24 protein-coding genes are annotated in these 26,562 nt (G+C 75.0%); 11 read left to right on the plus strand and 13 right to left on the minus strand.

Features of this window, described 5'->3' with window-relative positions; genetic code table 11:
* Positions 1 to 30: 30 nt before the first annotated feature.
* From AB0D45_RS25960 to AB0D45_RS25970, 3 genes are read right to left on the minus strand one after another with little or no spacing between them, the layout of a single operon-like run.
* A complete protein-coding gene (locus tag AB0D45_RS25960; RefSeq protein ID WP_362463161.1) occupies positions 31 to 1,230 on the minus strand; it encodes an FAD-dependent oxidoreductase in 1,200 nt (399 codons plus the stop codon).
* Positions 1,227 to 2,624, minus strand: coding sequence for an FAD-dependent oxidoreductase (locus tag AB0D45_RS25965; protein WP_362463164.1), 1,398 nt, complete (start codon positions 2,622 to 2,624; stop codon positions 1,227 to 1,229). The genes AB0D45_RS25960 and AB0D45_RS25965 overlap by 4 nt, the downstream gene beginning before the upstream one ends.
* Positions 2,621 to 4,057, minus strand: coding sequence for an FGGY family carbohydrate kinase (locus AB0D45_RS25970; RefSeq protein WP_362463167.1), 1,437 nt, complete (start codon positions 4,055 to 4,057; stop codon positions 2,621 to 2,623). Before AB0D45_RS25970 ends, AB0D45_RS25965 begins: the two co-directional genes overlap by 4 nt.
* A gap of 407 nt (positions 4,058 to 4,464) precedes the next feature.
* Here AB0D45_RS25970 and AB0D45_RS25975 point away from each other — a divergent pair, with 407 nt between their 5' ends.
* A complete protein-coding gene (locus tag AB0D45_RS25975) occupies positions 4,465 to 5,436 on the plus strand; it encodes a hypothetical protein (protein ID WP_362463170.1) in 972 nt (323 codons plus the stop codon).
* Positions 5,437 to 5,539: 103 nt separating this feature from the next.
* Positions 5,540 to 7,075 carry an amino acid permease gene (locus AB0D45_RS25980; protein WP_362463173.1) on the plus strand — a complete coding sequence of 512 codons (1,536 nt, stop codon included), beginning with the start codon at positions 5,540 to 5,542 and terminating at the stop codon, positions 7,073 to 7,075.
* Positions 7,076 to 7,112: 37 nt separating this feature from the next.
* Here the strand turns inward: AB0D45_RS25980 and AB0D45_RS25985 are convergent, their stop codons facing one another.
* The 4 genes from AB0D45_RS25985 to AB0D45_RS26000 all read right to left on the minus strand — a co-directional run bounded on the left by AB0D45_RS25985 (position 7,113) and on the right by AB0D45_RS26000 (position 11,332).
* Positions 7,113 to 8,402, minus strand: coding sequence for an NAD(P)/FAD-dependent oxidoreductase (locus AB0D45_RS25985; protein ID WP_362463176.1), 1,290 nt, complete (start codon positions 8,400 to 8,402; stop codon positions 7,113 to 7,115).
* Between the two features lie 100 nt (positions 8,403 to 8,502).
* Positions 8,503 to 9,873, minus strand: coding sequence for an MFS transporter (locus AB0D45_RS25990; protein ID WP_362463179.1), 1,371 nt, complete (start codon positions 9,871 to 9,873; stop codon positions 8,503 to 8,505).
* A 106-nt stretch (positions 9,874 to 9,979) separates the two neighbouring features.
* Positions 9,980 to 10,294 carry a metal-sensitive transcriptional regulator gene (locus tag AB0D45_RS25995; RefSeq protein WP_362463182.1) on the minus strand — a complete coding sequence of 105 codons (315 nt, stop codon included), beginning with the start codon at positions 10,292 to 10,294 and terminating at the stop codon, positions 9,980 to 9,982.
* A 75-nt stretch (positions 10,295 to 10,369) separates the two neighbouring features.
* Entirely contained in the window at positions 10,370 to 11,332 is a 963-nt protein-coding gene (locus AB0D45_RS26000; protein ID WP_362463184.1) for a hypothetical protein, read from the minus strand.
* A 193-nt stretch (positions 11,333 to 11,525) separates the two neighbouring features.
* Between AB0D45_RS26000 and AB0D45_RS26005 the strand changes: the two genes are divergently transcribed.
* From AB0D45_RS26005 to AB0D45_RS26040, 8 genes are all read left to right on the plus strand, one after another.
* Entirely contained in the window at positions 11,526 to 11,813 is a 288-nt protein-coding gene (locus AB0D45_RS26005; RefSeq protein WP_362463187.1) for a cation transporter, read from the plus strand.
* Positions 11,814 to 11,908: 95 nt separating this feature from the next.
* On the plus strand, positions 11,909 to 14,167 hold the full coding sequence (locus AB0D45_RS26010) for a heavy metal translocating P-type ATPase (RefSeq protein WP_362463190.1): 2,259 nt from the start codon (positions 11,909 to 11,911) through the stop codon (positions 14,165 to 14,167).
* A 245-nt stretch (positions 14,168 to 14,412) separates the two neighbouring features.
* Complete coding sequence (locus tag AB0D45_RS26015) at positions 14,413 to 14,802, plus strand: BlaI/MecI/CopY family transcriptional regulator (protein ID WP_361608622.1); 390 nt, start codon at positions 14,413 to 14,415, stop codon at positions 14,800 to 14,802.
* Positions 14,799 to 15,707: a M56 family metallopeptidase gene (locus AB0D45_RS26020; protein WP_362463193.1), complete on the plus strand. Its 909-nt coding sequence runs from the start codon at positions 14,799 to 14,801 to the stop codon at positions 15,705 to 15,707. Before AB0D45_RS26015 ends, AB0D45_RS26020 begins: the two co-directional genes overlap by 4 nt.
* Positions 15,708 to 15,869: 162 nt before the next feature.
* Positions 15,870 to 16,349, plus strand: a complete 480-nt coding sequence (locus AB0D45_RS26025) for a GNAT family N-acetyltransferase (RefSeq protein ID WP_362463196.1) — start codon at positions 15,870 to 15,872, stop codon at positions 16,347 to 16,349.
* A gap of 202 nt (positions 16,350 to 16,551) precedes the next feature.
* Positions 16,552 to 17,460, plus strand: coding sequence for a class I SAM-dependent methyltransferase (locus tag AB0D45_RS26030; RefSeq protein ID WP_362463199.1), 909 nt, complete (start codon positions 16,552 to 16,554; stop codon positions 17,458 to 17,460).
* Positions 17,461 to 17,519: 59 nt separating this feature from the next.
* Entirely contained in the window at positions 17,520 to 17,990 is a 471-nt protein-coding gene (locus tag AB0D45_RS26035) for a transcriptional repressor (protein WP_362463202.1), read from the plus strand.
* 224 nt (positions 17,991 to 18,214) lie between these two features.
* Positions 18,215 to 19,267 (plus strand): helix-turn-helix transcriptional regulator, encoded by a 1,053-nt coding sequence (locus AB0D45_RS26040; protein WP_362463205.1) that lies wholly within the window; start codon positions 18,215 to 18,217, stop codon positions 19,265 to 19,267.
* 183 nt (positions 19,268 to 19,450) lie between these two features.
* Here AB0D45_RS26040 and AB0D45_RS26045 read toward each other — a convergent pair whose 3' ends face one another.
* The 4 genes from AB0D45_RS26045 to AB0D45_RS26060 all read right to left on the minus strand — a co-directional run bounded on the left by AB0D45_RS26045 (position 19,451) and on the right by AB0D45_RS26060 (position 24,778).
* On the minus strand, positions 19,451 to 19,576 hold the full coding sequence (locus AB0D45_RS26045; RefSeq protein ID WP_362463208.1) for a hypothetical protein: 126 nt from the start codon (positions 19,574 to 19,576) through the stop codon (positions 19,451 to 19,453).
* 171 nt (positions 19,577 to 19,747) lie between these two features.
* A complete protein-coding gene (gene mshA / locus AB0D45_RS26050; RefSeq protein WP_362463220.1) occupies positions 19,748 to 21,064 on the minus strand; it encodes a D-inositol-3-phosphate glycosyltransferase in 1,317 nt (438 codons plus the stop codon).
* A 169-nt stretch (positions 21,065 to 21,233) separates the two neighbouring features.
* Positions 21,234 to 22,808: a class I tRNA ligase family protein gene (locus AB0D45_RS26055; RefSeq protein WP_362463211.1), complete on the minus strand. Its 1,575-nt coding sequence runs from the start codon at positions 22,806 to 22,808 to the stop codon at positions 21,234 to 21,236.
* A 173-nt stretch (positions 22,809 to 22,981) separates the two neighbouring features.
* The gene (locus AB0D45_RS26060) at positions 22,982 to 24,778 is read right to left on the minus strand and encodes an asparagine synthase-related protein (protein ID WP_362463214.1); all 1,797 of its coding nucleotides are present in this window, start codon (positions 24,776 to 24,778) and stop codon (positions 22,982 to 22,984) included.
* Positions 24,779 to 24,923: 145 nt separating this feature from the next.
* On the opposite strand from AB0D45_RS26060, the gene AB0D45_RS26065 reads away from it, so the two are divergent.
* Positions 24,924 to 25,667: a PIG-L deacetylase family protein gene (locus AB0D45_RS26065; RefSeq protein WP_361608640.1), complete on the plus strand. Its 744-nt coding sequence runs from the start codon at positions 24,924 to 24,926 to the stop codon at positions 25,665 to 25,667.
* 78 nt (positions 25,668 to 25,745) lie between these two features.
* On the opposite strand, the gene AB0D45_RS26070 is transcribed toward AB0D45_RS26065, so the two are convergent.
* On the minus strand, positions 25,746 to 26,462 hold the full coding sequence (locus AB0D45_RS26070; RefSeq protein ID WP_362463217.1) for a maleylpyruvate isomerase family mycothiol-dependent enzyme: 717 nt from the start codon (positions 26,460 to 26,462) through the stop codon (positions 25,746 to 25,748).
* 5 nt (positions 26,463 to 26,467) lie between these two features.
* Positions 26,468 to 26,562 (minus strand): adenosylhomocysteinase (locus AB0D45_RS26075; protein WP_361608646.1); only part of this gene is annotated, 95 nt, incomplete at its 5' end.

Below are 26,562 nucleotides of genomic sequence, written 5' to 3' on the forward strand. Positions count from 1 at the left end.
CGCCGGCCCGTCGGCCACGGCACCCGGCCGTCAGGCGGTGCCCACCTCCACCGGGCCGCCCGCGCGGTCGACCCGCGTCGTCCACCCCGGCGGCAGGCGCAGGGAGCGGTACGGCGACACGCGCGTCGGGAAGCGGTGGCGCCACAGCGGGCGGCCGTCCTGGGTCACCTCCACGACCGGGGCCGTCAGCGGCTCGGCGGAGCGCAGGAGGAGGGGGCCGGCGGCGGGAGCCGTGAGGTGGTTCGGCGTCACCCACGCGAGCGGGGGCCGGACGAGGAGGGCCGGTCCGCGGCCCGGCCAGGGGGTGCCCGCGAGGTGGGCCAGGAGCGGGGGCGCGGCGGCGGCGCCCTCGGCGGCGGCGGTCGCCGCGGGCTCGATGCCGCGGAGGGCGTTGCCGACCGCGAACACCCCCGGCTGCGTCGTGCGGAAGGCGGGGTCCACGGACGGCCCCCGGGTGCCCGGGTCCAGGGGGACGCCGCCGCGGCGGGCCAGTTCGTGGTCGGGGATCCAGTCGCCGGTGAAGACCACCGTGTCGCAGGCGATGACCCCCGACCGGCCGTCCTCGTGGCGGACGGCCACGCCCGTCAGCCGGCCCCGGCCGCGCAGCTCCGTCACCGTCGTCGCCGTGAGCAGCGCGACCCCGGGAACTGCGGTGCCGCGCGGGTGCTCCGTGAGCATCGCCGCCACCTCCGTTCCCGCCCGTCGCAGGGTGCGTACCGCGTGGCGGGCCACGGGCTCGGCGCCGACCACCACGGCCCGGCGGCCGACGGGCCGGCCGTGCGGGTGCACGGACCGCTGGAGTTCCCCGGTGGTGAAGACGCCCGCCGGGCGGCTGCCCGGCACCAGGCGGGCGCTGCGGGGGCGTTCCCGGGCGCCGGTGGCGAGGACGACGGCCCGGGCGGTGATCCGTTCCAGGCCCGCGGGGCTCGTGGTCTCCAGCGTCAGCGGGCCGGACCAGCCGGTGGCGGTGACGCCGGTGCGGAGCACGGCGCCGGCGCCCACCGCAGCGGCCACCGCACGCCGTGCGTACGCCGGCCCGGACAGCCCGGGCAGCGGCGGCCGTCCGAAGCCCCGGTGGTGGCAGTGGCGCGGGGCGCCGCCCGCTGCGTCCTCGCGTTCCAGGACCTCGACCCGGCCCGCGCCCGCCGCCGCGAGGCGGGCGGCCAGGGCCAGCCCGGCCGGGCCCGCTCCCACGACCAGGACGTCCACCAGGCGGTCCCTGCGGTTCACCGGCGGGCGTCCTCAAACAGGGCGCGGACGGCTGCGCCGCAGTGGAATCCCTGGCAGCGGCCGGCCCGGGCGCGGGTGCGCCGCCGCAGCCCGTCGAGCGAGCCGGGCGGGACGGTCGCCGCGAGCGCGTCGCGGATCTCCCCGCGGGTGACGCGTTCGCAGTGGCAGACGATGCGGCCGTACTCCGGGTCCGCGGCGATCATCTCCGCGTCGCGGTAGGGGCGCGGGAACGCCTCGCCCAGGTTCGGCACGCGCACCGGTTCCGGTTCCACGGCGCCGGAGGTCGCCAGGCCGCCGTCCGCGAGCAGCTCCACCACGTGGGCCGCGATCGCCATCGACGCCGTCAGGCCGGTCGAGCGGATCCCGCCCACGGTGACGTACCGCTGCGCGGGGTGGGCGCGGACGGCGTAGTCCTCGGAGCCCGTGGCGGTGCGCAGCCCCGCGTACACGGCGGTGACCTCCTCCTCCAGGAGCGCGGGCAGGATGCGCCGGCCCTTCTCCCGCAGCAGCGCGATCCCGTCGGCGGTCGATCCGGTGGCCGTCTTGTCGTCCAGGTCCTCGGCGGTCGGCCCGAGCATCACCTTCCCGTGCACGGTCGGTGTCACCAGGACCCCCTTGCCGAGCGCGCCCGGTACCGGCAGCAGGATGTGCCGTACGAGGCCGCGGGCGAGCTCGTCGAAGACGATCAGCTGGCCGCGCCGGGGCGTCACGGTGAAGTCGGCGTGGCCGAGCAGCCGGTCGATCTCGTCGGCGTACAGGCCGGCCGCGTTGACGAGGTGGCGGGTGCGCAGCGGTCCCCGGCCGGTGGCCAGGAGGTGGGGGTCGCCGGACGTCACGGCCCGGACGCGGCAGTTGAGGTGGAGGTCGACGCCGGCCCGCACGGCCTGCGTCGCGTACGCGAGGGTGGTCGACCAGGGGCAGATGACGGACTCGCCGGGCACCTCGAGCGCCCCCAGCACGCCGGGGCCGAGTTCCGGTTCGCGGGCCCGCACCTCCCCGGCCGGCACGATCCGGGCCGCGCGGTAGCCGTTGCGGACGGCCTTCTCGGCGAGGCCCGGCAGCGCGGCCAGCTGTTCTTCGTCCCAGGCCACGAGGAGCGCCCCGAGCGGTTCGACCGGGATGCCGCTCTCGGCGGCGTACGTGGCGAGCCGCCGGCTCCCCTCGCGGACCAGCCGGGATTCGAGGGAGCCGGGCACCGCGTCGAAACCGGTGTGCAGGATGGCGGTGTTGGCCTTGGAGGTGCCGTCCCCGACGTCGTCGGACGCGTCGACCAGGGCGATCCGCAGCGGCAGCCGGGCCAGTTCGCGGGCGATGGCGGTGCCCACCACGCCGGCGCCGATGACCGTGACGTCGTACTCCCCGCCGGGCAGGGGGCCGCCGGTGGTGACGGTCATGCCGCGCCGTCGAGCAGCGCCGCGACCGCCGTGCGGAAGCGTGCGCGGCGCTCGGCCGCCTCGTCCGCGCCGGCCCTGGGCTCGTAGACGGCGGACGGCTGCCAGCGCGGGACGGCCTCGTGGACGGTGAGGGACGGGTCGAGCCCGAGCCGGGCGACCGCCCCGACGCCGAGGGCGGTGGCGTCCGGCAGCGCCGACACCTCGACGGGGATGCGGAGCAGGTCGGCCTGGGCCTGCATCAGCAGGGAGGACCGGGTGAGGCCGCCGTCGACGCGGAGGGTGGTGAGCGGCGCGCCCAGGTCGGCGGCGGCGGCGTCCGCGAGCTCGGCGACCTGGGCGGCGATGCCGTCGCACAGGGCGTGCACCAGGTGCCCGGCGGTGGTGCCGAGTCCGAGTCCGGTGACCGAGCCCCGCAGATCGCCCCGCCACCAGGGGGCGGCGAGCCCGGCGAGGGCGGGGACGAAGGTGACGCCGCCGGCGTCCGGGACGCCGGCGCCCACGGTGTCGATGTCCTCGGCGCCGGAGATCACGCCGAGGTCGGTGAGCCAGCGCACGGCGGACGCGGCGGTGTACACCTGGCCGTCGAGGCAGTAGCTGGTCCGTCCGGCGAGGCGCCAGGCCACGCAGCCGACCAGCCCGGAGGTGCTGCGGCGCGGCTGCGGGCCGGTCTGCGCGAGCAGGAACGCGCCCGTGCCGTAGGTGCACTTGGCGGTGCCGGGTTCGGTGACGCTCTGGGCGAGCAGCGCCGCCTGCTGGTCGACGAGCAGCCCGGTCAGCGGCAGTACGGGGCCGAAGGCGGAGGTGGTGCCGGCGGGGGCGTCGGCGTCGACGATCCGCGGCAGCGGCTCGCCGGTGAGGCCGAAGGCGTCGAGGGCCGCCTCCGACCAGGCGACGGTGTCGAGATCGAGCAGCTGGGTACGGCCCGCGGTCGCCGCGTCGGTCACGAACTCACCGGTGAGGCGGTGCACCAGCCACGCGTCGCTGGTCGTGACGACGCCCTCGCGCGTCAGGTGGCGGCGTATCCAGGCCATCTTGGGCGCGGCGAAGTACGGGTCGAGCGGCAGGCCGGTGCGCCGGCGCAACTCCTCGGCGTGCGGGGCCATTTCGGCGCAGAGGGACGCGGCGCGCCGGTCCTGCCAGACGATCGCGTCGGTCAGCGGTGCGCCGTCCGCCGGGTCCCAGGCCAGTACGGTCTCGCCCTGGTTGGCCAGGCCCACCGCCACCACCGGCTCACCGGCCGCCGCCAGCGCGGCCCGGCCGGCGCCGACGACGGAGTCCAGCAGCTCGCGGGGGTCGACCTCCACCCGGCCGTCCGGCAGGTACCGGGGCCGTACGGGGGCGGAGGCCGAGCCGATGACGCCGCGCTCCGGGCACAGCACGAGGGCCTTGGTTCCCGAGGTGCCCTGGTCCACTGCGAGCACCGGGCCCGTCATCACCACTCCGTCCGCGTTCCGGCAGGTCGTCGATCGTCGGTCGGAAGCCTTCACCAGCGGAGGGCGTCCGTCAAGATCCAACCGGGACGGCCGTGGTCGATATGACGCCACCTCACATGCCCTGCGTGGCTTGATACTTGCGTTCGACGAAGAACAGGGGTGCGAACGGCCGCACCCGCTCTATAGTGATCGCCGATCAACGGGCGGTGACGGCGCCGCACGTGACTCGACGGCCGGGGGTTCGCCGAACGGTTCGCGCAGGTTCACGCATCCCTGGTGCTGGCCCGACCGCAGTGCGGCCTCGGACGCCAGACGGACCCGACCGTCCCTCCAGCGATCCGAGGACCCATGACCACGATGACCGCAAGACGAGCCCGATCCGGCCGCACGTCGCCCGGGGCGAGGTGATGGCCGGCGATTTCCGGCCCGTCTACCATCCCGCCGGCCTGGACGACGACCTGCGCGCCGCCGTCCAGGACGTGCGCACCGGCCGCTGGCTGTCGATGGCGCGGCTGCTGGAACGCACGGACGGCTGGGGGCTGTGGACCCAGCGCACCCAGGTCCTCGCCGCGGTCGCCGCCGGCTCCGACGTGGTGCAGGCCTGGAGGACCGAGCAGCCCACGAGCGTCGCCGCGACGGTGATGCACACCCGGGTCACCGTCGAACGCGCCGTCCGGGCCCACCGCGCGGGGCACCCCCGTACGCACGAGCTGTGGCAGGAGGCCTGGCAGGCCTGCCGCAGCAGCGCCGGCCTCAGCCCGGCCGACCCCGTGCCCTGGGTCTGCCTGCTCGCCCTGGCCCTCCTCGACGAACACTGCCGGATGGACGAGCACCGGCAGCCGCCGCCCGGCCCGATGCTGCCCCCGGGACCCTGGGGCCTCCTCGGGCAGGCCGACGAGCGGGACCCGTACAACCGCGAGGCCTACCACCGGATGCTCCAGTTCGTGTACGCGGGCCGGCCTCCGGCCGAGGCCGTCACCTTCGCCCGCTGGGCGGCCGGCACGGCTCCGGCCGGCTCCCCCGTCCACCTGCTGCCGCTCTACGTCCACGTCGAGCGCTACCGCCGCGAAGGCGGCCAGGAACGGGCCCTCGACCTGCACTGGGTCGCGGAGGACGCCATCCGTGACGCCGTGCACGCCCTGGACGCCTGGTTCCCGTACGCCGACCCGGCGCACGCCTCCCCGCTCGACCTGAACCATCTCGCCCACGCCCTGTGGGGCGCCCACCGGTTCGAGGGGGCGGCCCGGGTCTTCGAGGCGATGGGCGGGTACTGGACCACCCTGCCGTGGGCCCAGCGGACCCGCGACCCGGCCGACCCGGCCCTGGCCGAGGAAGTGTTCCTGCTCGCCAGGTCCCGGAGCCTGGCCGAGCGGAACTGAACCTCCCCGCCCCTCCTCCCGCGGCGCCGGAACCACAGCCGCCCCTTCACTCCCCTCCCCGCTCCCCCGTCCCCCGTGCTCCACGCATCTCGGAGGTACCGCCATGTCGCGCACCACGCCGGCAGCCAGTCCGGACCGCAAGGCCGCCCCGCCCCTCAAGGACGAGGAGGAGCGGCTCAGAGAGCTCGGCTACCAGCCCGTCCTCGCCCGCCGGATGGGCGGCTTCGGCAACTTCGCCATCAGCTTCTCGGTCATATCCGTGCTGTCCGGCTGCATGACCCTGTACGGCTTCGGCCTCGGCACCGGCGGCCCGGCCGTGATGCTGTGGGGCTGGGCCGGCGTCGGCCTGTTCGTCCTCTGCGTGGGCCTCGCCCTGGCCGAGGTGACCAGCGCCTACCCGACCTCCGGCGCGCTCTACTACATGGCCGACCGGCTCGGCGGACGGCGCTGGGGCTGGTACACGGGCTGGCTCAACCTGCTCGGCCTCCTCGGCGCCATCGCCGGCATCGACTACGGCGCCGCCCTGTTCACCGGCGCCTTCCTCAACCTCCAGTTCGGGTTCGTGCCCACCCCGGGCTCGACCTTCCTGATCTTCCTGGCCATCCTGCTGCTGCACGCCGTCCTCAACCTGTTCGGCGTCCGTCTCGTCAGCGTGCTCAACTCGGTCAGCGTCTGGTGGCACCTGGGCGGCGTCGCGGTGATCGTCGGCGCCCTGGCCCTCGTCCCCGACCGCCACCAGTCGGTCTCGTTCGTCTTCACCGAGTTCGTCAACGACACCGGCTGGGCCAACCCGTTCTACGTGGCGGCGATCGGCCTCCTGCTCGCCCAGTACACCTTCTCCGGCTACGACGCCTCCGCGCACCTCTCGGAGGAGACCTCCAACGCCTCCGTCTCCGCGGCCAAGGGCATCGTCCGGGCCATCTGGGTCTCCTGGCTCGCCGGATTCGCCCTGCTCGCCGGGCTCACCTTCGCCATCCAGGACTACGCGGCCGTGCAGGGCAGCGCCACCGGCGTCCCGCCCGCCCAGATCTTCCTCGACGCCCTCGGCTCCGGCGGCGCCACCGCCCTGCTGCTCGTCGTCATCGTCGCGCAGCTCTTCTGCGGCAACGCCGAGGTGGCCGCCGCGAGCCGGATGGTCTTCGCCTTCAGCCGTGACAACGCGCTGCCCGGCTCCGCCCTGTGGCGCAGGGTGAGCGGCCGCACGCAGACGCCGGTACCGGCCGTCTGGCTCTCCGTCGTCGTCGCCGGCGTCCTCGCGCTGCCCTCGCTCTACTCCGCCACCGCGTACGGCGCCGTGACCGCCATCAACGTCATCGGCATCACTCCGGCGTACGCCATCCCGATCTACCTGCGGCTGCGCGCCGGCGACCGGTTCCGGCCCGGCCCGTGGAGCCTGGGGCGCTGGAGTCGGCCGATCGGATGGGTCGCCGTCGTCTGGGTGGCCCTCGTCACCGTCCTGTTCTGCCTGCCGCAGAAGTCCCCGGTCACGATCGACTCGATGAACTACGCGGTGATCGCCCTCGCGGTGGTGCTGGTCCTCGCGAGCGTGTGGTGGTACGCCGCCCGGCGCTCGTACGGAACCCCCTCCGCCTACGGCACCGCCCGCGAACAGGCGGACATCGCGGAGGGCATCGTCTGATCCGGCCCCCGTCCGGCCCGCCGGCGGTGCGGGCGCTTCAGCGCGCGCCCGGCCGCCCGCCGGCGGCAGGGTCCGGCGCGGCCGCCGCGCGGTGCCTGATGTTGACGGCCGCGGCCCTGGCCAGGGCCGCGGGGCTCAGGAAGCGCAGCGGGCCGATCAGGCGGGAGGCGAACAGGTGCATGTGCCGCGCCATCGCCTCGTCGCGCGCTGCCGCGGAGAACATCAGCCGCTCCCCCGGATTGAACGGACGGGCCCTGGCGTAGTCGGCGGCCAGGGACTGGTGGCCGCGCAGCCGGCGCCGGTGGGTGCGGGCGTACGCCGCGAGCGCGCGGTCGAGGTCGCCCCGGCCGGCCGCCGCCGGGGCGACCGCCTCGGCCAGCCAGTGCGCGGACTGCAGGGCCCATCCGCATCCCACCCCCCACAGGGGGTCGCCGGTGAGGGCGGCGTCGCCGATGAGCGCGACGCCCGGAGCGGTCGGCTCGCGGCTGAGGAGGGGGTAGTCGACCGTCCCGATGATCTTGCTGATGCGCTCGGCGGAGTCGATGGGCGGGGCTTCGGGCAGGGCGCGGACGAAGTCGAGGAAGCTGCCCTCCAGGTCCTCCCGGAAGGCCGGCAGCCGCTGCTTGTCCGGGAGCACCGCGAGGACCGTCACCCCGTCGTCGTTGGGGAACGCGTACGCCATGTCGGGTTCGAGGAACCAGGCCTGGCCGATCCCGCCGTGCAGCGGAAGGCCGCGGAAGTGCGCGAGGTAGCCGAACCGGGTGTTCTCGTACCGCCGGGCGGGCAGCGCGGCGGACCTCGCCACGGCCGAGTCCCGGCCGTCGGCGCCGACCACCAGGCGGGCCCGGATCTCGCGCTCTCCCCGCGGTGTCGACACGCGCACCCCGACGGTGCGCCCGGCTTCCCGGACGAGGCCGGTGACGCGGTGGCCGGGGAGCAGGTCGACGCCGGGGGTCTGCGCCGCACGGGACCTGATCAGCGGGTCGAGGGTGGCGCGGCGGATGTTGTACGCGTAGGGCAGTTCGGGGCCCGCCGGCGCCGCCCTCGGTTCGATCCATCCCCAACGCGTCCACCAGCGGGCCGTGTTGCGGACGGCGCCGGCCTCCTCCAGCGCGGGGACGAGGCCGAGTTCGTCCAGCACCGGGTAGGCGTTGGCCGTGAGGGAGTGGGTGCACAGCACCTTGTACGCCTCGGGGTCCGAGCGGCGCTCCAGCAGGGCGACGCGGGCACCGCGCCGGGCGAGCAGGATCGCCGCGGCGCTGCCGGCGAGGCTCGCCCCGCTGATGACGACGTCGTGGCCGTACCCCGGGCTCTCGGGCTTCGTCATGCGCTGACCCTTCGGGGTGCGGTTGCCGGTCGGGGGGGACGCGGTGCCAACTGCACTGGGAGCGGCGCCCGTTGTCAAGGCCTGCGCCGCGCGCGGTGCGCTACCTGAGGGCCGGTACGGGCAGCACGGCCGCCAGGCGGCGCAGGGCCCACCTGCGCTGGACCAGGGCCAGGCCGGCCACGCCGGTGCCGAGCGCCACCCAGCCGAGCGGGCCGGCCGCCATGACGGCGCCGGTCAGCAGGAGCGGCCCGACGGCCTTCTGAGTGGAGGGGGAGATCCCGGCCACCCCCAGGTACGAGGCCCTCGCCTGCGGCGGTGCGAGGGAGACGGCCAGCTCCCAGGAGCACACCGAGCGCACCAGCTCGGCGGCGGTGAGGAGGGCGGCCGCGGCCAGCAGGGTCGCGGTGGCCGTCCAGGGCCCGTGCTCGGGGGTGACGGCGACGAGGACGCAGGCGCCGAGCAGGAACAGCCCGTACCAGGCGACGGCGGCCGCCGCCCGGCGCGGCCCGCAGACCTTCGCGGACACGGTGAGCTGGAGGACGAGGACCAGGCCGGTGTTGAGCGCGAGGAGGGCGGGGACGACGGCGTGGGGCGCGTCGGTGTGGTGGACGAGCCACAGCGGGAGCCCGACGTTCAGGAGGGAGTCGTCCAGGTTCATAGGGATGTCGAGGAGCACGAAGCGGAGGTAGCCCCGGTCCCGCCAGGGGTTCGCGCCGGGCCCCTTCACCGCGGGCGCGGCGCCGTCCCGCGCGATGCCGTCCGGTGCGGTGCCGTCCGGTCCGATGCCGTGCGGTGCCGAGCCGTCCGGTGCGGCGGCCACCAGGCGGCCGTGGCCGCGCGGCTCCCGCGTCCGCCACACCAGCACGGCCGCCGCGAGGAAGGACAGCGCGTTGGCGAGGATGAGGACTTCGTACGCGCCGCGTGTGCCCACGGCGAGTCCCGCGGCGGCGATGCCGGCGCCGAGCGCGTACCCCGCGTTGGCGGCGCTGCGGGACAGGGCCTGGTAGGTGGCGCGCCGCTCGCCCGCGACCCGGGTGGCGAAGAGCATCTCGAGGGTCTTGGCCGCCCGGTCGCCGAGGTGGGTGGCGGCGACGATCGCCACGAGCAGGTCGAAGCGGGTGACGAAGAGCATCGCGCAGAGGGCGGCCAGGCGCAGCAGGTGGCAGGCGATCAGCAGGGGGCGTACGGGGATCCGGTCGGCCAGGTGGCCCGCGACCGGTGAGCCCGCGATGCCCGCGACCGCGCCGACGCCGAGCATCAGGCCGAGCCGTCCGGCGTCGAGGCCGACGACGAAGGTGAAGAAGAGGACGGAGGAGGCCGCCCAGACACCGGTGCCGGTGCGGTCGAGCAGCTGGGCGAGCATCATGATCCGGGCGTCACGGCCGCCGGGCGGCCGCCTGAGCTGTGCGATCAGGCCGCCCTCGGCGCCGTCGTGGTCCGTGTCGCGCCGTGCCGTGCTCCGCCGCCGCATGGCGGGCCTCCGTCTCCCCCGAGGAAGTATCTCGATATCGAGATACTTCACGGCAGCCTGCCCTCACATCCCTCTCGACGTCAAGAAGATTCCGCGGGCGGGCCGTTCAGGAGCGGACCATGCGGGCGATGGCCCGCGAGGCCTCCTCCACCTTGTCGCGCGCCCTGTCGCCGCCCTCGGCCACGGCGTCGGCGACGCAGGAGTGGAGGTGGTCCTCCAGCATGGCCAGCCCGAAGGACTGCAGGGCCTTGGTGGCGGCGCTGACCTGGGTGAGCACGTCGATGCAGTACGTCCCCTCCTCCACCATGCGCTGCAGGCCGCGCACTTGGCCCTCGATGCGGCGCAGCCGCTTGAGGACGTCGTCCTTGTGCGCCGCATAGGCGGGGGCGGTGTCAGCGGGGTGTGCGGTGTAAGCGGGCACGGCGATCCCTTCCCGTTCGTCCCTCTCGTCGCGGACCTTTCTACCCCTGGGGGGTATGCAGGCGATGGGCACGCCTCAGTGCGAGTGCTCGCCCGACTCCTCCACCGCGGCGCCGGCGGCCGGGCTCGCGGCCGGCTCCGCCACCGGCTCGGCCCCGCCGCCCGCGGTGACGGTGAAGGCCGCCGTACGCACCGTGCCCTGGTGCTGGAAGTCCAGGAAGAGCCGGTAGGTCCCCGCGCTCGGGGCGGTCGCGGTGAAGGAGACGTCGGGGCCGGGGCCGCCCTCGTTGGGGTGCACGTGAAGGTAGGCGAGGTCTCCGGCACGCAGGGCGACGAGGTGGCCGTACGCGCCGAGGTAGGGCTCGAGGTCGGTGACGGGCTTGCCGTCCTTGCTGACGGTGAGCTTGAGCTCGCCCGCCTTGCCGGGCTCCAGCGTCCCGCCCAGGGCGACCTGGTAGCCGTCGACCTCCGCCGTGCGCGCGGCCGGCGGCATCGGGTTCGGCGCGTACGCCCCGGGGACCGAGAGGTCCGCGCCGAGGGTGACGTTCTTCGCGCCCCCGGCGGCGGGCGCGAAGTCGGCGAAGGCCTTGTACGCGCCCGGCGCGGGCAGGTCCACCGGTGCGGACCAGGTCCCGTCCCCGGCCCGCACCGGGTGCAGGTGGCGGTAGACCGTGAGGTCGCGCGAGGCCACGATGAAGTGCAGTTCCTTGCCGTGCTCGGTCTTGTACGCGGTGACCTTGCGGCCCTGCGCGTCCTTGACCGAGAACCGCAGCTCACCCTGGCCCGCCGCGACCTGGGGGGTGTCCAGGGTGAGGGTGTAGCCGCCCTCCGACACCTGGAGCCCGCCCGCGGCGGGGCCCTGGGCCGCCGCCTGGTCGTGGCCCCCGTGCCCCGCGGAGCCGGCGGGCGCCTGCGCCGCGTGCCGCCCCCCGTGCGCCGGCGCGCCCACCGGACCCACGCCCGCACCCACCCCGTAGGCGGTGCCGAAGGTCGCCGCCAGCGCGGCGGCGAAAACGGTGATCTTCACTCCGGTGTTCATGGCTGATCTCCCCTACGACGTACGTTCCACTGCCGCATCCAGCGGTTCCATGGACTTCACGATACCCCCCAGGGGTATCAAGTCAAGCCGGCTAGGCACTTGCGGTACATACCTCCGGGGGGTATATCTGGAGTCAGTCCGGGATACCCCCGACGGGTATCCCGGACGCAGAAGCCCGACCAAGGAGAAACACATGTCTTCCTGCTGCACCCCCGACGGCAGCTGCGGCACCGGCGCCGCCGAGACGACGACCGTGGCCGTCGTCGACACCACCGCCACCGTCTACCGCGTGACCGGCATGTCCTGCGGGCACTGCCGCACCGCCATCACCGCGTCCGTCGGCGCCCTCGACGGGGTCGTCTCCGTCGACGTGGACGTCGACGGAGGCGTGGTCACCGTGACCACCGCCGGCGAGCCCGACGACGCCGCGATCACCGCGGCGGTGGACGACGCCGGCTACGAGCTGACCGGCCGGGCCTGACACCCGGGCCCGTCCCCGACCCACCCGGCCGCCGGGGCCCCGTCCGTCCCACGGGCCCCGGCCCCCACCCCGCGCTCGAACGAGGAGCAGCACTCATGACCACCATCACCTCCGGCGCCGCCCAGGTCGAGCTCGCCATCGGCGGCATGACCTGCGCCTCGTGCGCGGCACGCATCGAGAAGAAGCTCAACCGCATGGACGGCGTCGAGGCCACCGTCAACTACGCCACCGAGAAGGCCAAGGTCACCTTCGACGCCGACGTCTCCGTCGCGGACCTGATCGCCACCGTGGAGGCCACCGGCTACACCGCGCAGGAGCCGGCGCCGGCGCGGACGGGCGGCACGCCGGGCGACGGGACGGAGCAGCAGGAGCCGGACGAGCTCGGTCCGCTGCGCCAGCGGCTCGTCACGGCCGTCTCGCTCGCGGTGCCCGTCATCGCGATGGCCATGGTCCCGGCCCTCCAGATCGAGTACTGGCAGTGGCTCTCGCTGACCCTGGCCGCGCCCGTCGTCACGTACGCGGCCTGGCCCTTCCACCGCGCCGCCTGGACGAACGCCAAGCACGGCGCGGCCACCATGGACACCCTGATCTCGGTGGGCACGATCGCGGCGTTCCTGTGGTCGCTGTGGGCGCTGTTCTTCGGCACCGCCGGCACGCCCGGCATGACCCACGCCTTCGAGTTCACCATCGCCCGCACCGACGGCGCCGGGAACATCTACCTGGAGGCCGCGGCGGGCGTCACCGCCTTCATCCTGGCCGGGCGGTACTTCGAGGCCAAGTCCAAGCGCAAGGCCGGCGCCGCCCTCAAGGCGCTGCTCGAACTGGGCGCCAAGGAGGTCACGGTGCTGCGCGGCGGCCGCGAGGTCACCGTGCCGACCGCCGACCTCCAGGTCGGCGACCGCTTCCTGGTGCGCCCCGGCGAGAAGATCGCCACCGACGGCACCGTGGTCGAGGGCTCCTCCGCCGTCGACGCCTCCATGCTGACCGGCGAGTCCGTCCCGGTCGAGGTCTCCGCCGGTGACGCGGTCACGGGCGCCACCCTCAACGCCGGCGGCCGCCTGGTCGTGGAGGCGACCCGGATCGGCTCCGACACCCAGCTGGCCCGGATGGCCAAGCTGGTCGAGGACGCCCAGAACGGCAAGGCCGCCGCCCAGCGGCTCGCCGACAAGATCTCCGCGGTGTTCGTCCCGGTCGTCATCGGACTGGCCCTGGCCACCCTCGGGTTCTGGCTCGGCACCGGGTCGGGCCTCGCGGCCGCCTTCACCGCCGCCGTCGCCGTACTGATCATCGCCTGCCCCTGCGCCCTGGGCCTGGCCACCCCCACCGCCCTGATGGTGGGCACCGGCCGCGGCGCCCAGCTCGGCATCCTCATCAAGGGCCCCGAGGTCCTCGAGAGCACCCGCAAGGTCGACACCATCGTCCTGGACAAGACCGGCACCGTCACCACCGGCCGGATGACCCTGCTGCACGTGCACACCGCCGACAACACCGACGAGGCCGAGGTGCTGCGCCTCGCGGGTGCCCTGGAGCACGCCTCCGAGCACCCGATCGCGCAGGCCGTCGCCGCCGGCGCCACCGCGAAGGCCGGCCCCCTCCCCGCCCCCGAGGACTTCGCCAACATCCCCGGCCTCGGCGTCCAGGGCGTCGTCGAGGGCCACGCCGTGCTCGTCGGACGCGGCAAGCTGCTCGCCGAGTGGGCGATGGAGCTGCCCGCGCACCTGGAGCGCGCCAAGGCCGAGGCGGAGGCCGCCGGCCGCACCGCGATCGCGGTGGCCTGGGACGGCGAGGCCCGCGCGGTCCTGGAGGTCGCCGACGCGGTCAAGGACACCAGTGCCGAGGCGATCCGGCGGCTGCGCGCCCTGGGCCTCACCCCGATCCTGCTGACCGGTGACAACAAGGCCGTTGCCGAGTCCGTCGCCGCCGAGGTGGGGATCGACGAGGTCATCGCGGAGGTCATGCCGCAGGACAAGGTCGACGTCGTCAAGCGGCTGCAGTCCGAGGGCCGCAGCGTCGCGATGGTCGGCGACGGCGTCAACGACGCGGCGGCGCTCGCCCAGGCCGACCTGGGCCTGGCCATGGGCACCGGCACCGACGCGGCCATCGAGGCCGGCGACCTGACCCTCGTACGCGGCGACCTGAGGGCCGCGGCGGACGCCATCCGGCTCGCCCGCAAGACGCTCGGCACCATCCGCTCGAACCTGTTCTGGGCCTTCGCCTACAACGTGGCCGCCCTGCCGCTCGCCGCGGCCGGGCTGCTCAACCCGATGATCGCCGGTGCGGCCATGGCCTTCTCCTCGGTCTTCGTCGTCGGCAACAGCCTCCGTCTGCGCGGCTTCCGGGCCGCCGCCGACTGAGGAGCCCCCGTGGCCGGTTACGCAGATCACGGGCGAAGGAGAAGGCCGGCGAGGCCACCAGGGCCGCCGCCCGCCTGATCCGCACCTGGCCACCGCCCTCCCGGCCGCCCCCGCCGCCCCTCCACCCGCACGACGCGGTGGAGGGGCGGCGGCCGTCCGGGGCCCGTCGTACGGGGCCGGGGTATGCCCCCGCGGGCGGGGCGGGCCGTACGATGAACCGCTCGCGAGGGGGAGGGCCGAGAGGGATGCGCGTACGCCGGCTGGGAGAGCTGGAGGCCGAGATCATGGACCGGGTGTGGCAGTGGGAACGCCCCGCCTCGGTCCGCGAGATCGTGGACGACATAAACCGGGGCCGCAAGGTCGCCTACACCACCGTCATGACCGTGGCCGACATCCTGTACCGCAAGGGCTGGCTGAGCCGGGAGAAGTCGGGCCGGGCCTGGATGTACGAGGCGGTGCGCAGCCGCGAGGAGTACACCGCGGCGCTGATGCAGGACGCGCTCGGCGACAGCCAGGACCGCAGGGCCGCGCTGCTGCGGTTCGTGGAGCGCATGTCGCACGAGGACGTGGAGGCGCTGGACGAGGCCCTGCGCGCCGCCCGTCCCGGCCGCCCCGCCGACGGGAACGGCCGGTGAACCACCACGTCCTGCCGCCCCTCGGACTCGCCCTGATCACCGGCCTGGTGCTGCCGTGGCTGCTGGTCCGCGCCCGCTGGGCCCAGCAGGTGCCCCGCATGGGTCTCGCCGCGTGGATCGCCTGCGGCGCCGTCTTCGCGCTGTCGACGGCCATGCTGCCGGCGCAGCTGCTGCTCCCGCCGGAGACCAGCCACCGGCTCGTCGACGCCGTCATGACGCTGGCGCCGCCCCCGCCCGCACGGCTGGCGGCGGCCACCGTGCGCGAGGCCCTCGCCGCGGCGTCGGCGCTCGCGGTGCTGACGGTGCCGGCCACCGGTTTCGTGACCGAGCTCGTGCGGGCGCGCCGGTCCCGCACCCGGCACGCCGAACTGCTGCGCCTCGTCGGCCGGTACGACGCCCGGCTGCGCGCGACCGTACTGGAGGACGGGCGCCCGGCGGTGTACTGCCTGCCGGGGCGCTCGCGCCGGGTCGTGGTCTCCTCGGGGGCCCTGGAGGTCCTGACGGAGCAGGAGCTGGCCGCCGCGCTCGCCCATGAGCGGGCCCACATCGGCGGGCGCCACCACCTGCTGGTCGCGGCGGCGAGCGCCTACTCGGCCGTCTTCCGCCGGCTGCCGCTGGCGCGGATCGGCGGGCGGACCGTGCCGCTGCTGCTGGAGATGGCCGCCGACGACCGTGCGCTGCGCGGCTGTTCGGGCGACGCCCTGGCCACGGCGCTGTACGCGCTGGCCTCGGGACACGCGCCGCGCAGGGCGTTCGCGGCGGGCGGCCCTTCGGCCGCGGTGCGGATGCGGCGCATCCTGGAGCCGCGGAGGGCGGGCCGCCCGGTGCTGCGCGGGACGCTGGCGGTGGCCGCGGCGGTGTCCACCGTGGTTCCGCTGGTCGTCGCCTGCTGCTGGACCACCTGATATGCGGATGCCGCTCTTCCTCCCGGCACTCCGCCTCTCCCGTCACAACCCGGTTATTTACTAAGCCAATTCGTAGATTTCCAGCCGGGCCCGGCCACTCGAATTGCCGCTATTCTGAGCGCGTGCGGGCTCAGGACCGGTACGGCGAGAGGTGCGGAAAGAATGCTGCTGGCTGACGTGCGGACGGCAGCGCCCGGTGACGCGACGGCGATTTCCCGGCTCCTCGCCGAAGCGATTCGCGACGGCTACGGCGAGGCCCTCGGGGAAATCCGGGCCGCCCGGCTGGTGTCGGACCATTGCGCCCTGCCCCGCATTAGAGCGGAAATTGAAATTCCCGGCGGGGCGCCGGGCTGGCTCGGCTGGCTGGTCGCGGCGGCCGCCGACGGCACCCTCGTGGGAGCGGTGTCAGGGGGTGTACCGGTGGCCTCCGAGGGCGAGATCTACGCCCTGTGCGTGACCCCGGGGCGCCGGCGCGAGGGCGTCGGTTCGGCGCTGCTGGAGGCGGCCACCGGCCGGATGCGGGCGCACGGGGCCGCGTCCCAGCGGATCACGCTGCCCGTCGAACGGGCCGCGGCGCTCCCCTTCTTCGCCCACCACGGCTTCGGCGAGCTCACCCCGGTCCGGCTCGGCCGCCCGCTCTGACGGCCGTCCGCTCTGACGGCCGTCCGCCGCGGCCCCTCCCGCCAGGGCGGGGCGTGGCGGATCCACGCCATCGCGTGTTCACGCAGCCCGCCGCTCTGGCCCCGCGCCTCCTGCGCGGGACAGGATTTCACCGGCGGCGCGGTCCCGGCGGCACGGGAGCCCCGCCCCGGACGGCTGGACCGAGCGACCCCCTGGAGGAGCGATGCACACCCCGAGCGGCATGTCCCTGCCCGTCCTGCCGGTCGTGCCCGCCCCGTTCACCGCGGCCCCGCCGGCCGCGCACCCGGCTGCCGGCGCCCCCGGGCCGTACGGCTCGACCGCCGTCCTGCCGCCCTCCGACTTCCTGCCGGGCCTGGAGTCGGCCGCGCCCGCCGACGAGGACGCGGGCTGGCTCCAGGACGCGCTGCTCGGCCCGCACAGCGCGGACATCGTCCGCTACCTGGGCCTGGCGCGCAGTTGCGGCGGCCCGGTCCTGGACCTGGGCTGCGGCGCGGGACGGCTCGCGGTGCCGTTCGCCCGCCAGGGCTTCCACGTCGAGGCCGTGGACCGGGACGCCGCCAGTCTGGAGCGGCTGCGGGCCTGGGGCCGGCGGATCGGGCCGCAGGTGTCGCGGCTGCTGGTGACCACCCGGGCTGATCTGGCGGAGCTGCGGCTGCGCGGCTCCTACCGGCTGGCCCTGCTGGCCGGGACGATGATCTCGGCCGTGCCGCCCCACGCCCGCCCCGGGCTGCTGCGCGAGATCGCCTCGCACCTGGAGCCGGGCGGCGCACTCGCCCTCGACTTCACCGCGCACCGGCTGCGCGGGCTGTCGCAGGACCCCCGGCGCACGTGGGCCTTCCAGGTGCCCCGGTTCGACGGCGTGGAGGAATGGACGGTGGCCCGCCAGGTGTTCGACCTGGACGACATGAGCGAGCACATCACCTACCACTCCGTCCGCACGGGCAAGCTGAGCACCGAGCGGGTGGCCCGGGACACCCGGAAGTGGATCGTCGACCCGGAACGCCTCACCGCCGAACTGCACGCGGCGGGGCTGCGCGTGGAGCGCCGGCGCCGGCACCGCCTCGACGAGCGCACCGAGAGCGTCCTGCTCGTCTGCCGGGCCGACGGCTGAGGGACCCCGCCACCGGTCCACGGGGCTGGGCAAGAGGTACGATGCCCACAAAGGTTTGAGTGGACCAGATCACGGATGGTGGCGGAGTGAGGGCTGTCGTGGAGGAGCCGACCGGCCGCGAGGCGGTGATCCAGCGCCTCCGCGACGTGGGGCTGCGCGTCACGGGGCCGCGCCTGGAGGTGCTGCAAGTCCTGGCGGCCGGCGGGCACATGGACGTCGAGTCCATCACGGCCACGGCCCGCGAGCGGCTCGGCACGCTGACCAGCCAGGCCGTCTACGAGATGCTGCGCCACTTCCTGGAGACCGGACTGGCGTCGAAGTTCGACCGCCCCGGCCTGCCCGCCGTCTTCGAGATCTCCGGCCCGCCCCACCAGCACGCCCTGTGCGTGCGCTGCGGCCGGGTGGAGAACGTCCAGGCCGACGTGCCCGAGCCGGCCGGCGAGGCGATCAGCGCCTGGCGGATGGGCGACGGCGCCGAGGTCATCTACAAGGGGCTGTGCCCCGACTGCGCGCACGAGCCGCAGGACTGACCGGTCCGCCTCCCCTTCTCGCGCTCCGCGCACGGGAGTCGGCTTCCCCACGCGGCCCGGGACCGCCCGCGCGACGCCGCGTCCGGGGCGGCCGGGAGCCGCGCCGCGCCCCTCAGAGGCCTCCTGTGACGCCCGTCACATCCCCTCCGCCGGGGCGGGAGGCCTCCCGTAGGTATGTGCCAAAGTGTGACTGTCGATTCGTAAGATGAGGGGGTCGCTTCGCGATGGCAACGGGCGACGGCAGGGACGGCATCCAGTCCGCCGACAGGGTGCTGGCCTTCTATCAGGAGCTGCGCCTGCGCGGGGTGTCCGACCTGAACGAGGTCTTCCGGGAGCTCGGGCTTGCCCCGGAGGAGTACGAGAAGTGGCGCGCGGAGCTGAGCTCCCTGGGCCTGATCGTGCCGACCGGCACCACCCACGCCACCCGCGCCGACCTCCAGTCCGGCGCCTGGGAACCGGGACCGGACGCGGTCACCGTGGTCGACCCCGAGATCGCCCTGCTGCGGATGCTCCAGCGCGAGCGCGAGCGGCTGCGCGAGCACCTGGACGAGTCCGACCGGGCCTACAGCGCGCTGGAGACCCTGGTCGGACGGTTCCTGCGGCCCGGTTCGCTGAACGGTTCCGCCGTCGAGGTGGAGATCCTCGAGGACTACGGCCGGATCCAGCAGGTGCTGGAGGACATCACGGACGTCATCCGGCACGACCTGGCGTCCATGCACGTGACGGCGCTGGTCCGGGAGGTGGCGGACCGCGTGCTCAGCCGCGACCGCCGCCAGATCGACAACGGCGTGCGCATCCGGGCCATTTACCACCAGCGCATCACCACCTCCCCGGAGGCCGTGGAGATGCTCCGGCGCCGGGTCGAGGCGGGCGTCGAGATCCGGCTGTCCCCCGCCGTCCCGATGAACATGATCATCGCGGACCAGCAGTTCGCCGTCCTGCCCGTGCACCCCGACGACCGCTCGGCGGGCGCGATCCTCGCCCGCGGCCCGGCCCTGGTCCGCTCCTACCTGGCGCTGTACGAGCACTGCTGGCACGCGGCCACCCCGTACGGCGACGACGTCACCCAGGAACTCGGCGGCGACGGATTATCCGAGCAGCAGCGGGCCGCCCTGAAAATGCTCGCCTCGGGCATGAAGGACGAGAAGGTCGCCCGAAATCTCGGGGTGTCCCTGCGGACGGTGAGCCGCATGCTCTCCGAGTTGATGCAGGAAATGGGTGCGTCGAGCCGTTTCGAGGCCGGCGTCCGCGCCCAGCGGCTCGGCTGGCTGGACTGACCGGCGCCCCGGCGGCGCTGTTCCAGTGCATCCGGACTGTTTTTCCGGCCGCCCTGAGCAGATGCGCTGAAATACCGCCGCAATACTCCGCAGCACCGAATGCGCCGGAACGGGATCGCGAAAAGCCCCGTGACCGCCCTAGGGCGGTCACGGGGCTTCATCCGCGGGAAAGGGCCGGGTCGTTCAGTCCCAGCCGTTGTCGTCGGCGCGGGAGGAGGACCGGCCGGTGCCGGCCGCGGTACAGAGCGGGCGAACGGGGGCGGTGGGGCGGACGTTCCCGAACATTCCGGTGGTGTGCGCGGCGGACATGATTCCTCCAGGGAGCTGGAATGGCGATTTCCGTCTCCGCGGATCCGTGCCGCCGGTATTCCGTCGAAGACATCTCCATTGTCTTATGGATTCCACGGCCGGGCCACTTTCCTGTAGCGCGTTTGAGGCGGATCTGGAGTTCACGCAGACGTTACACCTGCGCATCTTTGGTCAACTCAAAAGAGCTGTTAGGGTGGCCTTCCGGCCTTCTCGACCCTCCAGGGGAGAGGTGTCGGCGAGGCAGGGGCGTGCCGCCGCTCCTGCCTCACTCATCTCCGGCCCCCACCGCTCCTCCCCCAGCACGTCCCGGTAGACCTCCAGGGTCCGCGCCGCCGCGGCCTGCCAGCTCATCTCCCGGGCGTGACGCACCGCCGCCCGCCCCATCACGGCCGCCGCCTGCGGGTGCTCCGCGAACCAGCGCAGGTGCCGGGCGTACCGCACCGGGTCGTTGCCGCGTACGAGCAGCCCCGTCACCCCGTCCCGGACGGCGGTCGGCAGCCCGCCGACGGCCGAGGCCAGGACCGGGGTCCCGCACGCCTGCGCCTCCAGCGCAACCAGGCCGAAGGACTCGCTGCGCGAGGGCACCACCAGGACGTCCGCCGCCCGGTACCACCGGGCCAGCTCCGCCTGCGGGACCGGCGGACAGTGGCGCAGCACGTCCGACACCCCCAGTTCCCGCACCAGCTCCCAGGCTTCACCGCGCGGCCCGGCGCCGGAGTTCCCGCCCACCACCGGGACGATGGTCCGCCGCCGCAGCTCCGGTACCTCCCGCAGCAGTTCGGCGATGGCGCGCACCATCACGTCGGGGCCCTTGAGGGGCTGGATGCGGCCTGCGTACAGGGGGACGAAGGCGTCGGCCGGCAGTCCCAGCCGGGCCCGTGCCGCCGCCCGCCCCCGGCCCGGCCCGAAGGTGCGCAGGTCCACGCCCGGCCGGACGATCTCCGTACGCCGCGCGTCGGCCCCGTACAGCTCCCGCAACGCCTGCGCTTCGTCGGCGGTGTTGGCGATCAGCCGGTCGGCGGAGCCCACGACCTGGTGCTCGCCCCGGATCCGCAGCTCCGGCTCGGGGGCGTCGCCGTCGGCGAGGGCCGCGTTCTTCACCCGGGCCAGGGTGTGCGCGGTGTGCACCAGCGGGATCCGCCATCCTGCGGCGGCGATGCGGCCGGCCTGCCCGGAGAGCCAGTAGTGCGAGTGCACGAGGTCGTAGCGGCGCTGCTCCTTGAGGAGGGCCAGCGAGAAGGGCAGCACCAGGGCGGGCATGTCCTCCTTGGGGAGGGCGGCGCGCGGGCCCGCCTCCAGGTGGCGCACCCGCAGGCCGGGGCCGAGGGCCTCCCCGGCGGGGCGCTCCTCGCCGCGGCAGCGGGTGAACAGGTCGATCTCGATGCCCTGTTCGGCGAGGGCCCGGGAGAGCTGGACCATGTAGACGTTCATGCCGCCCGCGTCCCCGGTGCCGGGCTGGTGCAGCGGCGAGGTGTGGACGCTGAGCATGGCGACGCGCAGGGACACGTGGAGCTCCTACGGGCAGGGGCCGCGTCCGCCCTGCGCCGCCGGGCGACCGGCGCGCGGTCACGCGGCGAAGTGGGGATGCTGTCGTTTCTGTCGTCGTGCTGTCGTGCGGGTGGTACGGGACGCGCCGGGGAGGGGCTGACGAGAATCCCTAGAAGCCGAACACCGGTCCCGAGGGCGGCGCGAGCCGGGTCCCCGGTGCGGGCGGGACGAGGGCCGCGGCGGAGACCGGTCCGCCGGGTTCCGCCTTGAGGGCCGCGGCCAGCCGGTCCGCGCCCTCGGGCATCACCGGCCGCGCCCAGGCTCCCAGGGCGTGGGCCACGGCCAGCTGCGCCGCCAGCACGGGCAGGTGGCGGCCGCCGGCGGTGGGGCGGTGCGCCTCGTGCGCGTTGACGTGGCCGAAGTCGGCGGCCGAGCGGACCATCTCGTCGAGCAGGGCCACCGCCCTGCGCGGGTCGAACGCCTCCGGCGAGTAGGCCTCGCGCAGGTCCTCCAGGCCGCGCAGCAGCCGCCGTTCCAGCACCTCCCAGCCGGCGCCCCCGGGCAGGGCCGCCGGGACCAGCCCGGCGCACTCCTCGCGGACGGCGGTGAACAGCCGGCCGAGCCAGTTGTTCCAGCTCTCGTCCAGCTCCCGGCGGGCGGCGGCGAGCCGGTCGGCGTGGAACGCCGTGCGCCGGCCCAGCGGCCGGGCCTGGAGGACGTGCCGGCGCAGGGTGTCCGAGCCGTACTCGGTGATCAGGTCCAGGGCCCAGGCCTTCTGGCCGGAGCCCCACACGAGCGCCTCGTCCTCGATGACGTACGCCTCGTTCACGCAGAAGTGCTGCGGTAGCTCGACCCCCTGCGCGAACAGCAGGACCGGCAGCAGCACCGCGTGGCAGAAGGCGTGGCCGAAGCCGCAGAAGTGGACGGCCCGTTCGGGCAGCGGCTGGTCGCCGTGGCCGAAGAGGTGCATGGCGGCCGCCTCGAAGCAGCCGTCGATGCGGTGCTCGGGGAAGCCGTCGACCGGGACGGGCAGCCCCCACTCGGCGGGGTGGGACACCGCGATGTCGGGCAGGCCGTCCTCGACGAGCGACTCGCACAGCGCGGCCAGCCGGGGCGGCAGACCGGTGGCGGCCCAGTACTCGGCGAGCGCCTCCCGGTGCGGCTCCAGCGGGATGTACAGGCGCCGGCAGCGCCGCGGCACGGCCGGGGAGGCGCACTGGGCGCAGCGCGGTTCCAGCAGGTCGCCGCCGTCGTTGGGGCGGGCGCACTCGTGGCACATGCCGCCTTCGCTGACCGCCGCGCAGTGCGGGCAGGTGCCGGTGACGTGCGCTCCGTGGAGCCAGCGTCCGCAGGGTTCGCAGTACGGCGTGAGGCGGGTGCGGGCCGCGATGACCCCGTCCGCGTGGAGGCGCTGGAAGAGCTCCGCCAGCCGGCGCCCGTACCCCTTGTCCTGGCGGGGCCGCACGATGTGGTCGAACTCGACGCCCGAGCGCAGCCAGTCCGACGTGATCGCGGCGCGGTACCCCTCGGCGACCTCCTCCGGTTTGCGGCCGGCGCGCAGCGCGCGGACGTGGACGGAGCTGGCGTGGTCGGCGGTGCCGGTGGTGAACCGGACGGGTTCGCCCTCGGCCCGCAGGTAGCGGGCCAGTACGTCGGCGGCGACGTACGGTCCTGCGAGATGGCCGACGTGCAGTTCGCCGTGGGTGGCCGGCGGGGTCGCGGTGATCCAGACGGGGGTGCTCATGGGACCTCCTTGACGCTGTGGTGCTCAGGACGCAGCGAGGCTTGGAACGGAACGAGTGGGGTGCCCAGCCAAGCCTGACAGAGAAACGAACCGCACGGTCTGGTATTGGCTTGCGCATTCGCGCCGTTGCGTGGACACGCCAGCAGGGCCCCGGCCGAGGCCGGTGGGGGGCCTCAGGCGGCGCAGTCCACCGGTACGTGCATCCCCCGGACGACCTCGCTCCACAGCTCGTGCGTGGCCAGCGCCCACAGTGCGAGCGCGTCGTGGTCCGAGGGCCGCTCCAGCTGACGGGCGAGCAGGGTCCGCACCCGGTCGGGCCGGACCTGCCCGGCCCGCGCCAGCCGCTCCGCCGACAGCAGTTCGCGTACGGGCTCCAGGAGCGGGCCGCCGGGTACGAGCATCGCGGTGACGGGCAGGGCGAACGGCCGGCCGGGGCGTTTCAGCACCGCCCCGGGCAGCAGTTCCCGGCCCGCCTCGGCGAGGGCGCGCCGGTCCTGGAGGCGGCGGGGTGCGAGGGAGCGGGCGTGCTCGGCGACCGCGGGCCGACAGAACGGCATGCGGGCCTCGACGGCCGACGCCATCCCGAGGTGGTCGGTCCGGCGCAGGCGGCCGGGCAGTCGCCAGCGGGTCTCGAACGCGGTGATCGCGGTGAGCCGGTCGCCGCCCGCCGAGCGCAGCTCCCGCTCGACGCGGTCGGCGGCGGAGCCCTCCTCGGCGATGAAGTCCCGGTAGGCGGGCGTGTACAGGTACTCGCGGAGCAGCCGCGGCGCGGCCGCCAGCCCGTCGGTGTAGGCGGCGGCCCAGTCCGCGACGAAGGGCGCCGGGCCCGCGGGCCGGATCCGCGCGGAGGCGCCGAAGAGCTCGTCGGCGCCGTCCCCGGTCAGGGCCACGCTGTAGCCGGCCTGCCGTACGGCCCGGAAGAGGGCGTAGGTGCCGGGGGCGGCGGGGTCGGCGCTGGGCTGCCCCAGGTGGCGGACGGTGCGGGTCAGCAGCGAGCCCAGCTCGGCCGGGTCCAGGGCGACTTCGTGGTGGACGGTACGGGCGTGCCGGGCCGCGGCGCGGGCCTGCGCGGCCTCGGGGTCGGGCCGTCTGCCGCGGTGGGTGAGGTGGAAGGTGTGCGGGGCGGGTGCTCCGTCCTCCCGGGCGTACTCGGCCGCCAGCGCCGTGACCAGGCCCGAGGCGAGGCCGCCGCTCGTGAGGACGCACACCGGTACGTCGGCCCGCGCGAGGCGGCGCACCTCGCGGCGCAGCACGTCCGCGGTGGCCGGGCGGGGCCGCTCGGGGGCGTCCTGCCCGGGGGGCCGGCGCCGCAGCGCGGCCGGCCGGCCGGGGTGGACGACGGCGGTCGCGCCCGGGGGCAGGACGCTGATGCCCTCCAGGGCGGTCCGGGCGGAGATCGGCGTGCGCAGGGCGAGGACGGTGTCGAGGCTGTCCGCGCGCGGGGCGGTGCGGACCCCGTCGAAGGCCAGCAGCGCCGGGATCTCGGACGCGAAGCGGAACGCCCCGTCCGCTCCCTGGTGGTAGTGCAGGGGTTTGAGGCCCATGGGGTCGGCCGCCAGGACCAGCCGGGGGCTCGCGCGGACGTCGAGGACGGCGACGGCGAACATGCCGTCGAGCCGCCGTGCGAACCCCGTCCCGTACTCGGCGTACAGCGCGGGCAGCAGGGTGCCGTCGCACAGGTCGGGGAAGCGGTGGCCGCGGGCGGCGAGTTCGCGCCGCAGCTCGGCGTGGTTGTAGATCTGGCCGTCGAGCACGGCCGTGACCCCCGGCAGGTGGGCCAGCCGGTACGGCTGCCGCCCGCCGAGCGGATCGGTGACGGCGAGCCGGTCGCACCCCAGCGACCAGCCCGGCCCGCGCAGCACCTGGTGCTCGTCGGGGCCGCCGTGCCGCTGCCGGGCGGAGACCGCCGCGAGCTCGGCCGGGTCGGGGCGTGCCGCCCCGGCCGAGAGAGAGCCGAAAATCCTGCCCATGCCGGACGCCTCCGCTTCCCACGCACGCGTGGTTCCCTCAACGATCTGGAGCAGTGAAGTCTTCGAGTGGCGTAGAGGCGACATGTCGCGAGTACGCCAAAGGAGCCGCCTTGCGGGCCGCGCCCCCGCCGAACAGGCTGATCACATGGAACACTTCGCGACCGATCGCCCAGACCGCAGCGCGCCCGAATCCCTGCTGGTCGTGGCCGCGCACCCGGACGACATCGAGTTCTGCGTCAGCGGGACGGTCATGCGGTGGATCGAGCAGGGCACCACCCGGGTGACGTACTGCATCGTCACGGACGGCGGGGCGGGCGGGTACGACGAGCAGCTCCCCCGCCAGGCCATGGGGGACCTGCGCCGCGCCGAACAGGTGCACTCGGCCAAGCGCAGCGGCGTCGACGACGTCCGCTTCCTCGGCTACCCGGACAGCTACGTCGAGGCGAGCGTGGAGCTGCGCCGCGACCTGTGCCGGGTGATCCGGCAGGTCCGCCCGCAGCGTGCCGTCATCCCGAGCCCGGAGATCAACTGGGGCCGCATCGCCGACCTGCACCCCGACCACCGCGCGGTGGGTGACGCGGCCCTGCGGGCCGTCTACCCCGAGGCCCGCAACCCGTTCGCGCACCCCGAGCTCCTCAAGGAGGAGGGCCTGGAGCCGTGGATCGTGCCGGAGCTGTGGCTGATGACCGGGCCGACGCCGAACCAGTACATCGACGTCACCCCCGTCTTCGACCGCAAGGTCGAGGCCCTGCGCATCCACACCTCGCAGACCGCCCACTTCGACGATCTGGCGGGGCTGCTGCGGGAGTGGCTGGGCGAGCACGCCCGGGCGGCGGGGCTGCCCGCGGGCCGGATGGCGGAGGCCTTCCAGGTCGTCAGGATCGAGTGACCGGGCGGGGTTCCCGCCCGGGCCGGGTCCCGTTCGCCTCCTGGGGCGGAGGGGGCCCGGCCCGCGTTCCGTCCGGGGTCACCGGTAGACGAGCAGTTCCGCCTCGGTCGCGCCCGCCAGTTCGTAACGGGTCGCGACCAGCGGCCGGCCGGAGTAGAGGCGGATCAGCGTCGCCGCGTCCCCGCGGTAGCGGGCGGCGGGGCGGCCGGGCACCTCGTTGCCCAGGACCAGCGGCCCGTGGGGGCCGCCGATGTCGGCGAGCAGCCGGGGCGTCCCGCGCCTGCGGCTGGCGGTGCGCAGCAGGGGCAGGGCCAGCGGCAGGCTGTCGCCGGCGTACTCCCCCGGCTCACCGAGCGCCGCGCGGACGTCGCCCGCGTGGATCCACTCCCCGAGGGCCACCGTGTCCAGCGTGCCGTCGCCCGCGGCGATGGCCGGGCCGGCCTCGGTCAGCCCGCGTTCCAGCTCGTCCACGATCCGGCCCACGGGCCAGTCGGCGCGCTCGGCCACGTCCGCTGCGTTGGCGGCCGGCAGGAAGACCCCTTCCTCCAGCCGGCCCTCCACGATGCGCACCAGGGCCGCCCCGCAGTGGGCGAGGACCTCCCGGACGGTCCAGCCCGGGCAGGCGGTGCGGAGCCCGTAGAAGGCCTCGGGCGTCCGGCGCAGCAGCGGGACCAGCGCGTCCCGTTCGGTGCGCAACAGCCGGTCCGGGAGCCAGGGGTCACGCGCCCCGGCGGCGGCTTCCCCGGCGGTTTCGAGGGCGTCCGCAGCGGCTTCGACGGTGTCCACGGTGTCCATGGCCGTCAGTAGCGGTAGTGGTCGGGCTTGTACGGGCCTTCGACCTGGACGCCGATGTACGCGGCCTGCTCGGGGCGCAGGGTGGTGAGCTTGACGCCGA

The sequence above is a fragment of the Streptomyces sp. NPDC048352 genome, assembly GCF_040651895.1.
In the GTDB taxonomy this organism is placed as follows: Bacteria; Actinomycetota; Actinomycetes; order Streptomycetales; family Streptomycetaceae; genus Streptomyces.

Excerpts from the sequence above, each read along its gene's own strand:
- AB0D45_RS26040 (WP_362463205.1), top strand. The coding sequence starts at position 18,215 with ATGGCAACGGGCGACGGCAGGGACGGCATCCAGTCCGCCGACAGGGTG.
- AB0D45_RS26025 (WP_362463196.1), top strand. The coding sequence starts at position 15,870 with ATGCTGCTGGCTGACGTGCGGACGGCAGCGCCCGGTGACGCGACGGCG.
- AB0D45_RS26030 (WP_362463199.1), top strand. The coding sequence starts at position 16,552 with ATGCACACCCCGAGCGGCATGTCCCTGCCCGTCCTGCCGGTCGTGCCC.
- AB0D45_RS26005 (WP_362463187.1), top strand. The coding sequence starts at position 11,526 with ATGTCTTCCTGCTGCACCCCCGACGGCAGCTGCGGCACCGGCGCCGCC.
- AB0D45_RS25990 (WP_362463179.1), bottom strand. The coding sequence starts at position 9,873 with ATGCGGCGGCGGAGCACGGCACGGCGCGACACGGACCACGACGGCGCC.
- AB0D45_RS26045 (WP_362463208.1), bottom strand. The coding sequence starts at position 19,576 with ATGTCCGCCGCGCACACCACCGGAATGTTCGGGAACGTCCGCCCCACC.
- AB0D45_RS25985 (WP_362463176.1), bottom strand. The coding sequence starts at position 8,402 with ATGACGAAGCCCGAGAGCCCGGGGTACGGCCACGACGTCGTCATCAGC.
- AB0D45_RS26065 (WP_361608640.1), top strand. The coding sequence starts at position 24,924 with ATGGAACACTTCGCGACCGATCGCCCAGACCGCAGCGCGCCCGAATCC.
- AB0D45_RS26000 (WP_362463184.1), bottom strand. The coding sequence starts at position 11,332 with ATGAACACCGGAGTGAAGATCACCGTTTTCGCCGCCGCGCTGGCGGCG.
- AB0D45_RS26010 (WP_362463190.1), top strand. The coding sequence starts at position 11,909 with ATGACCACCATCACCTCCGGCGCCGCCCAGGTCGAGCTCGCCATCGGC.
- AB0D45_RS26070 (WP_362463217.1), bottom strand. The coding sequence starts at position 26,462 with ATGGACACCGTGGACACCGTCGAAGCCGCTGCGGACGCCCTCGAAACC.
- mshA (WP_362463220.1), bottom strand. The coding sequence starts at position 21,064 with ATGCTCAGCGTCCACACCTCGCCGCTGCACCAGCCCGGCACCGGGGAC.
- AB0D45_RS26055 (WP_362463211.1), bottom strand. The coding sequence starts at position 22,808 with ATGAGCACCCCCGTCTGGATCACCGCGACCCCGCCGGCCACCCACGGC.
- AB0D45_RS26060 (WP_362463214.1), bottom strand. The coding sequence starts at position 24,778 with ATGGGCAGGATTTTCGGCTCTCTCTCGGCCGGGGCGGCACGCCCCGAC.
- AB0D45_RS25975 (WP_362463170.1), top strand. The coding sequence starts at position 4,465 with ATGGCCGGCGATTTCCGGCCCGTCTACCATCCCGCCGGCCTGGACGAC.
- AB0D45_RS25965 (WP_362463164.1), bottom strand. The coding sequence starts at position 2,624 with ATGACCGTCACCACCGGCGGCCCCCTGCCCGGCGGGGAGTACGACGTC.
- AB0D45_RS25980 (WP_362463173.1), top strand. The coding sequence starts at position 5,540 with ATGTCGCGCACCACGCCGGCAGCCAGTCCGGACCGCAAGGCCGCCCCG.
- AB0D45_RS25970 (WP_362463167.1), bottom strand. The coding sequence starts at position 4,057 with ATGACGGGCCCGGTGCTCGCAGTGGACCAGGGCACCTCGGGAACCAAG.
- AB0D45_RS26015 (WP_361608622.1), top strand. The coding sequence starts at position 14,413 with ATGCGCGTACGCCGGCTGGGAGAGCTGGAGGCCGAGATCATGGACCGG.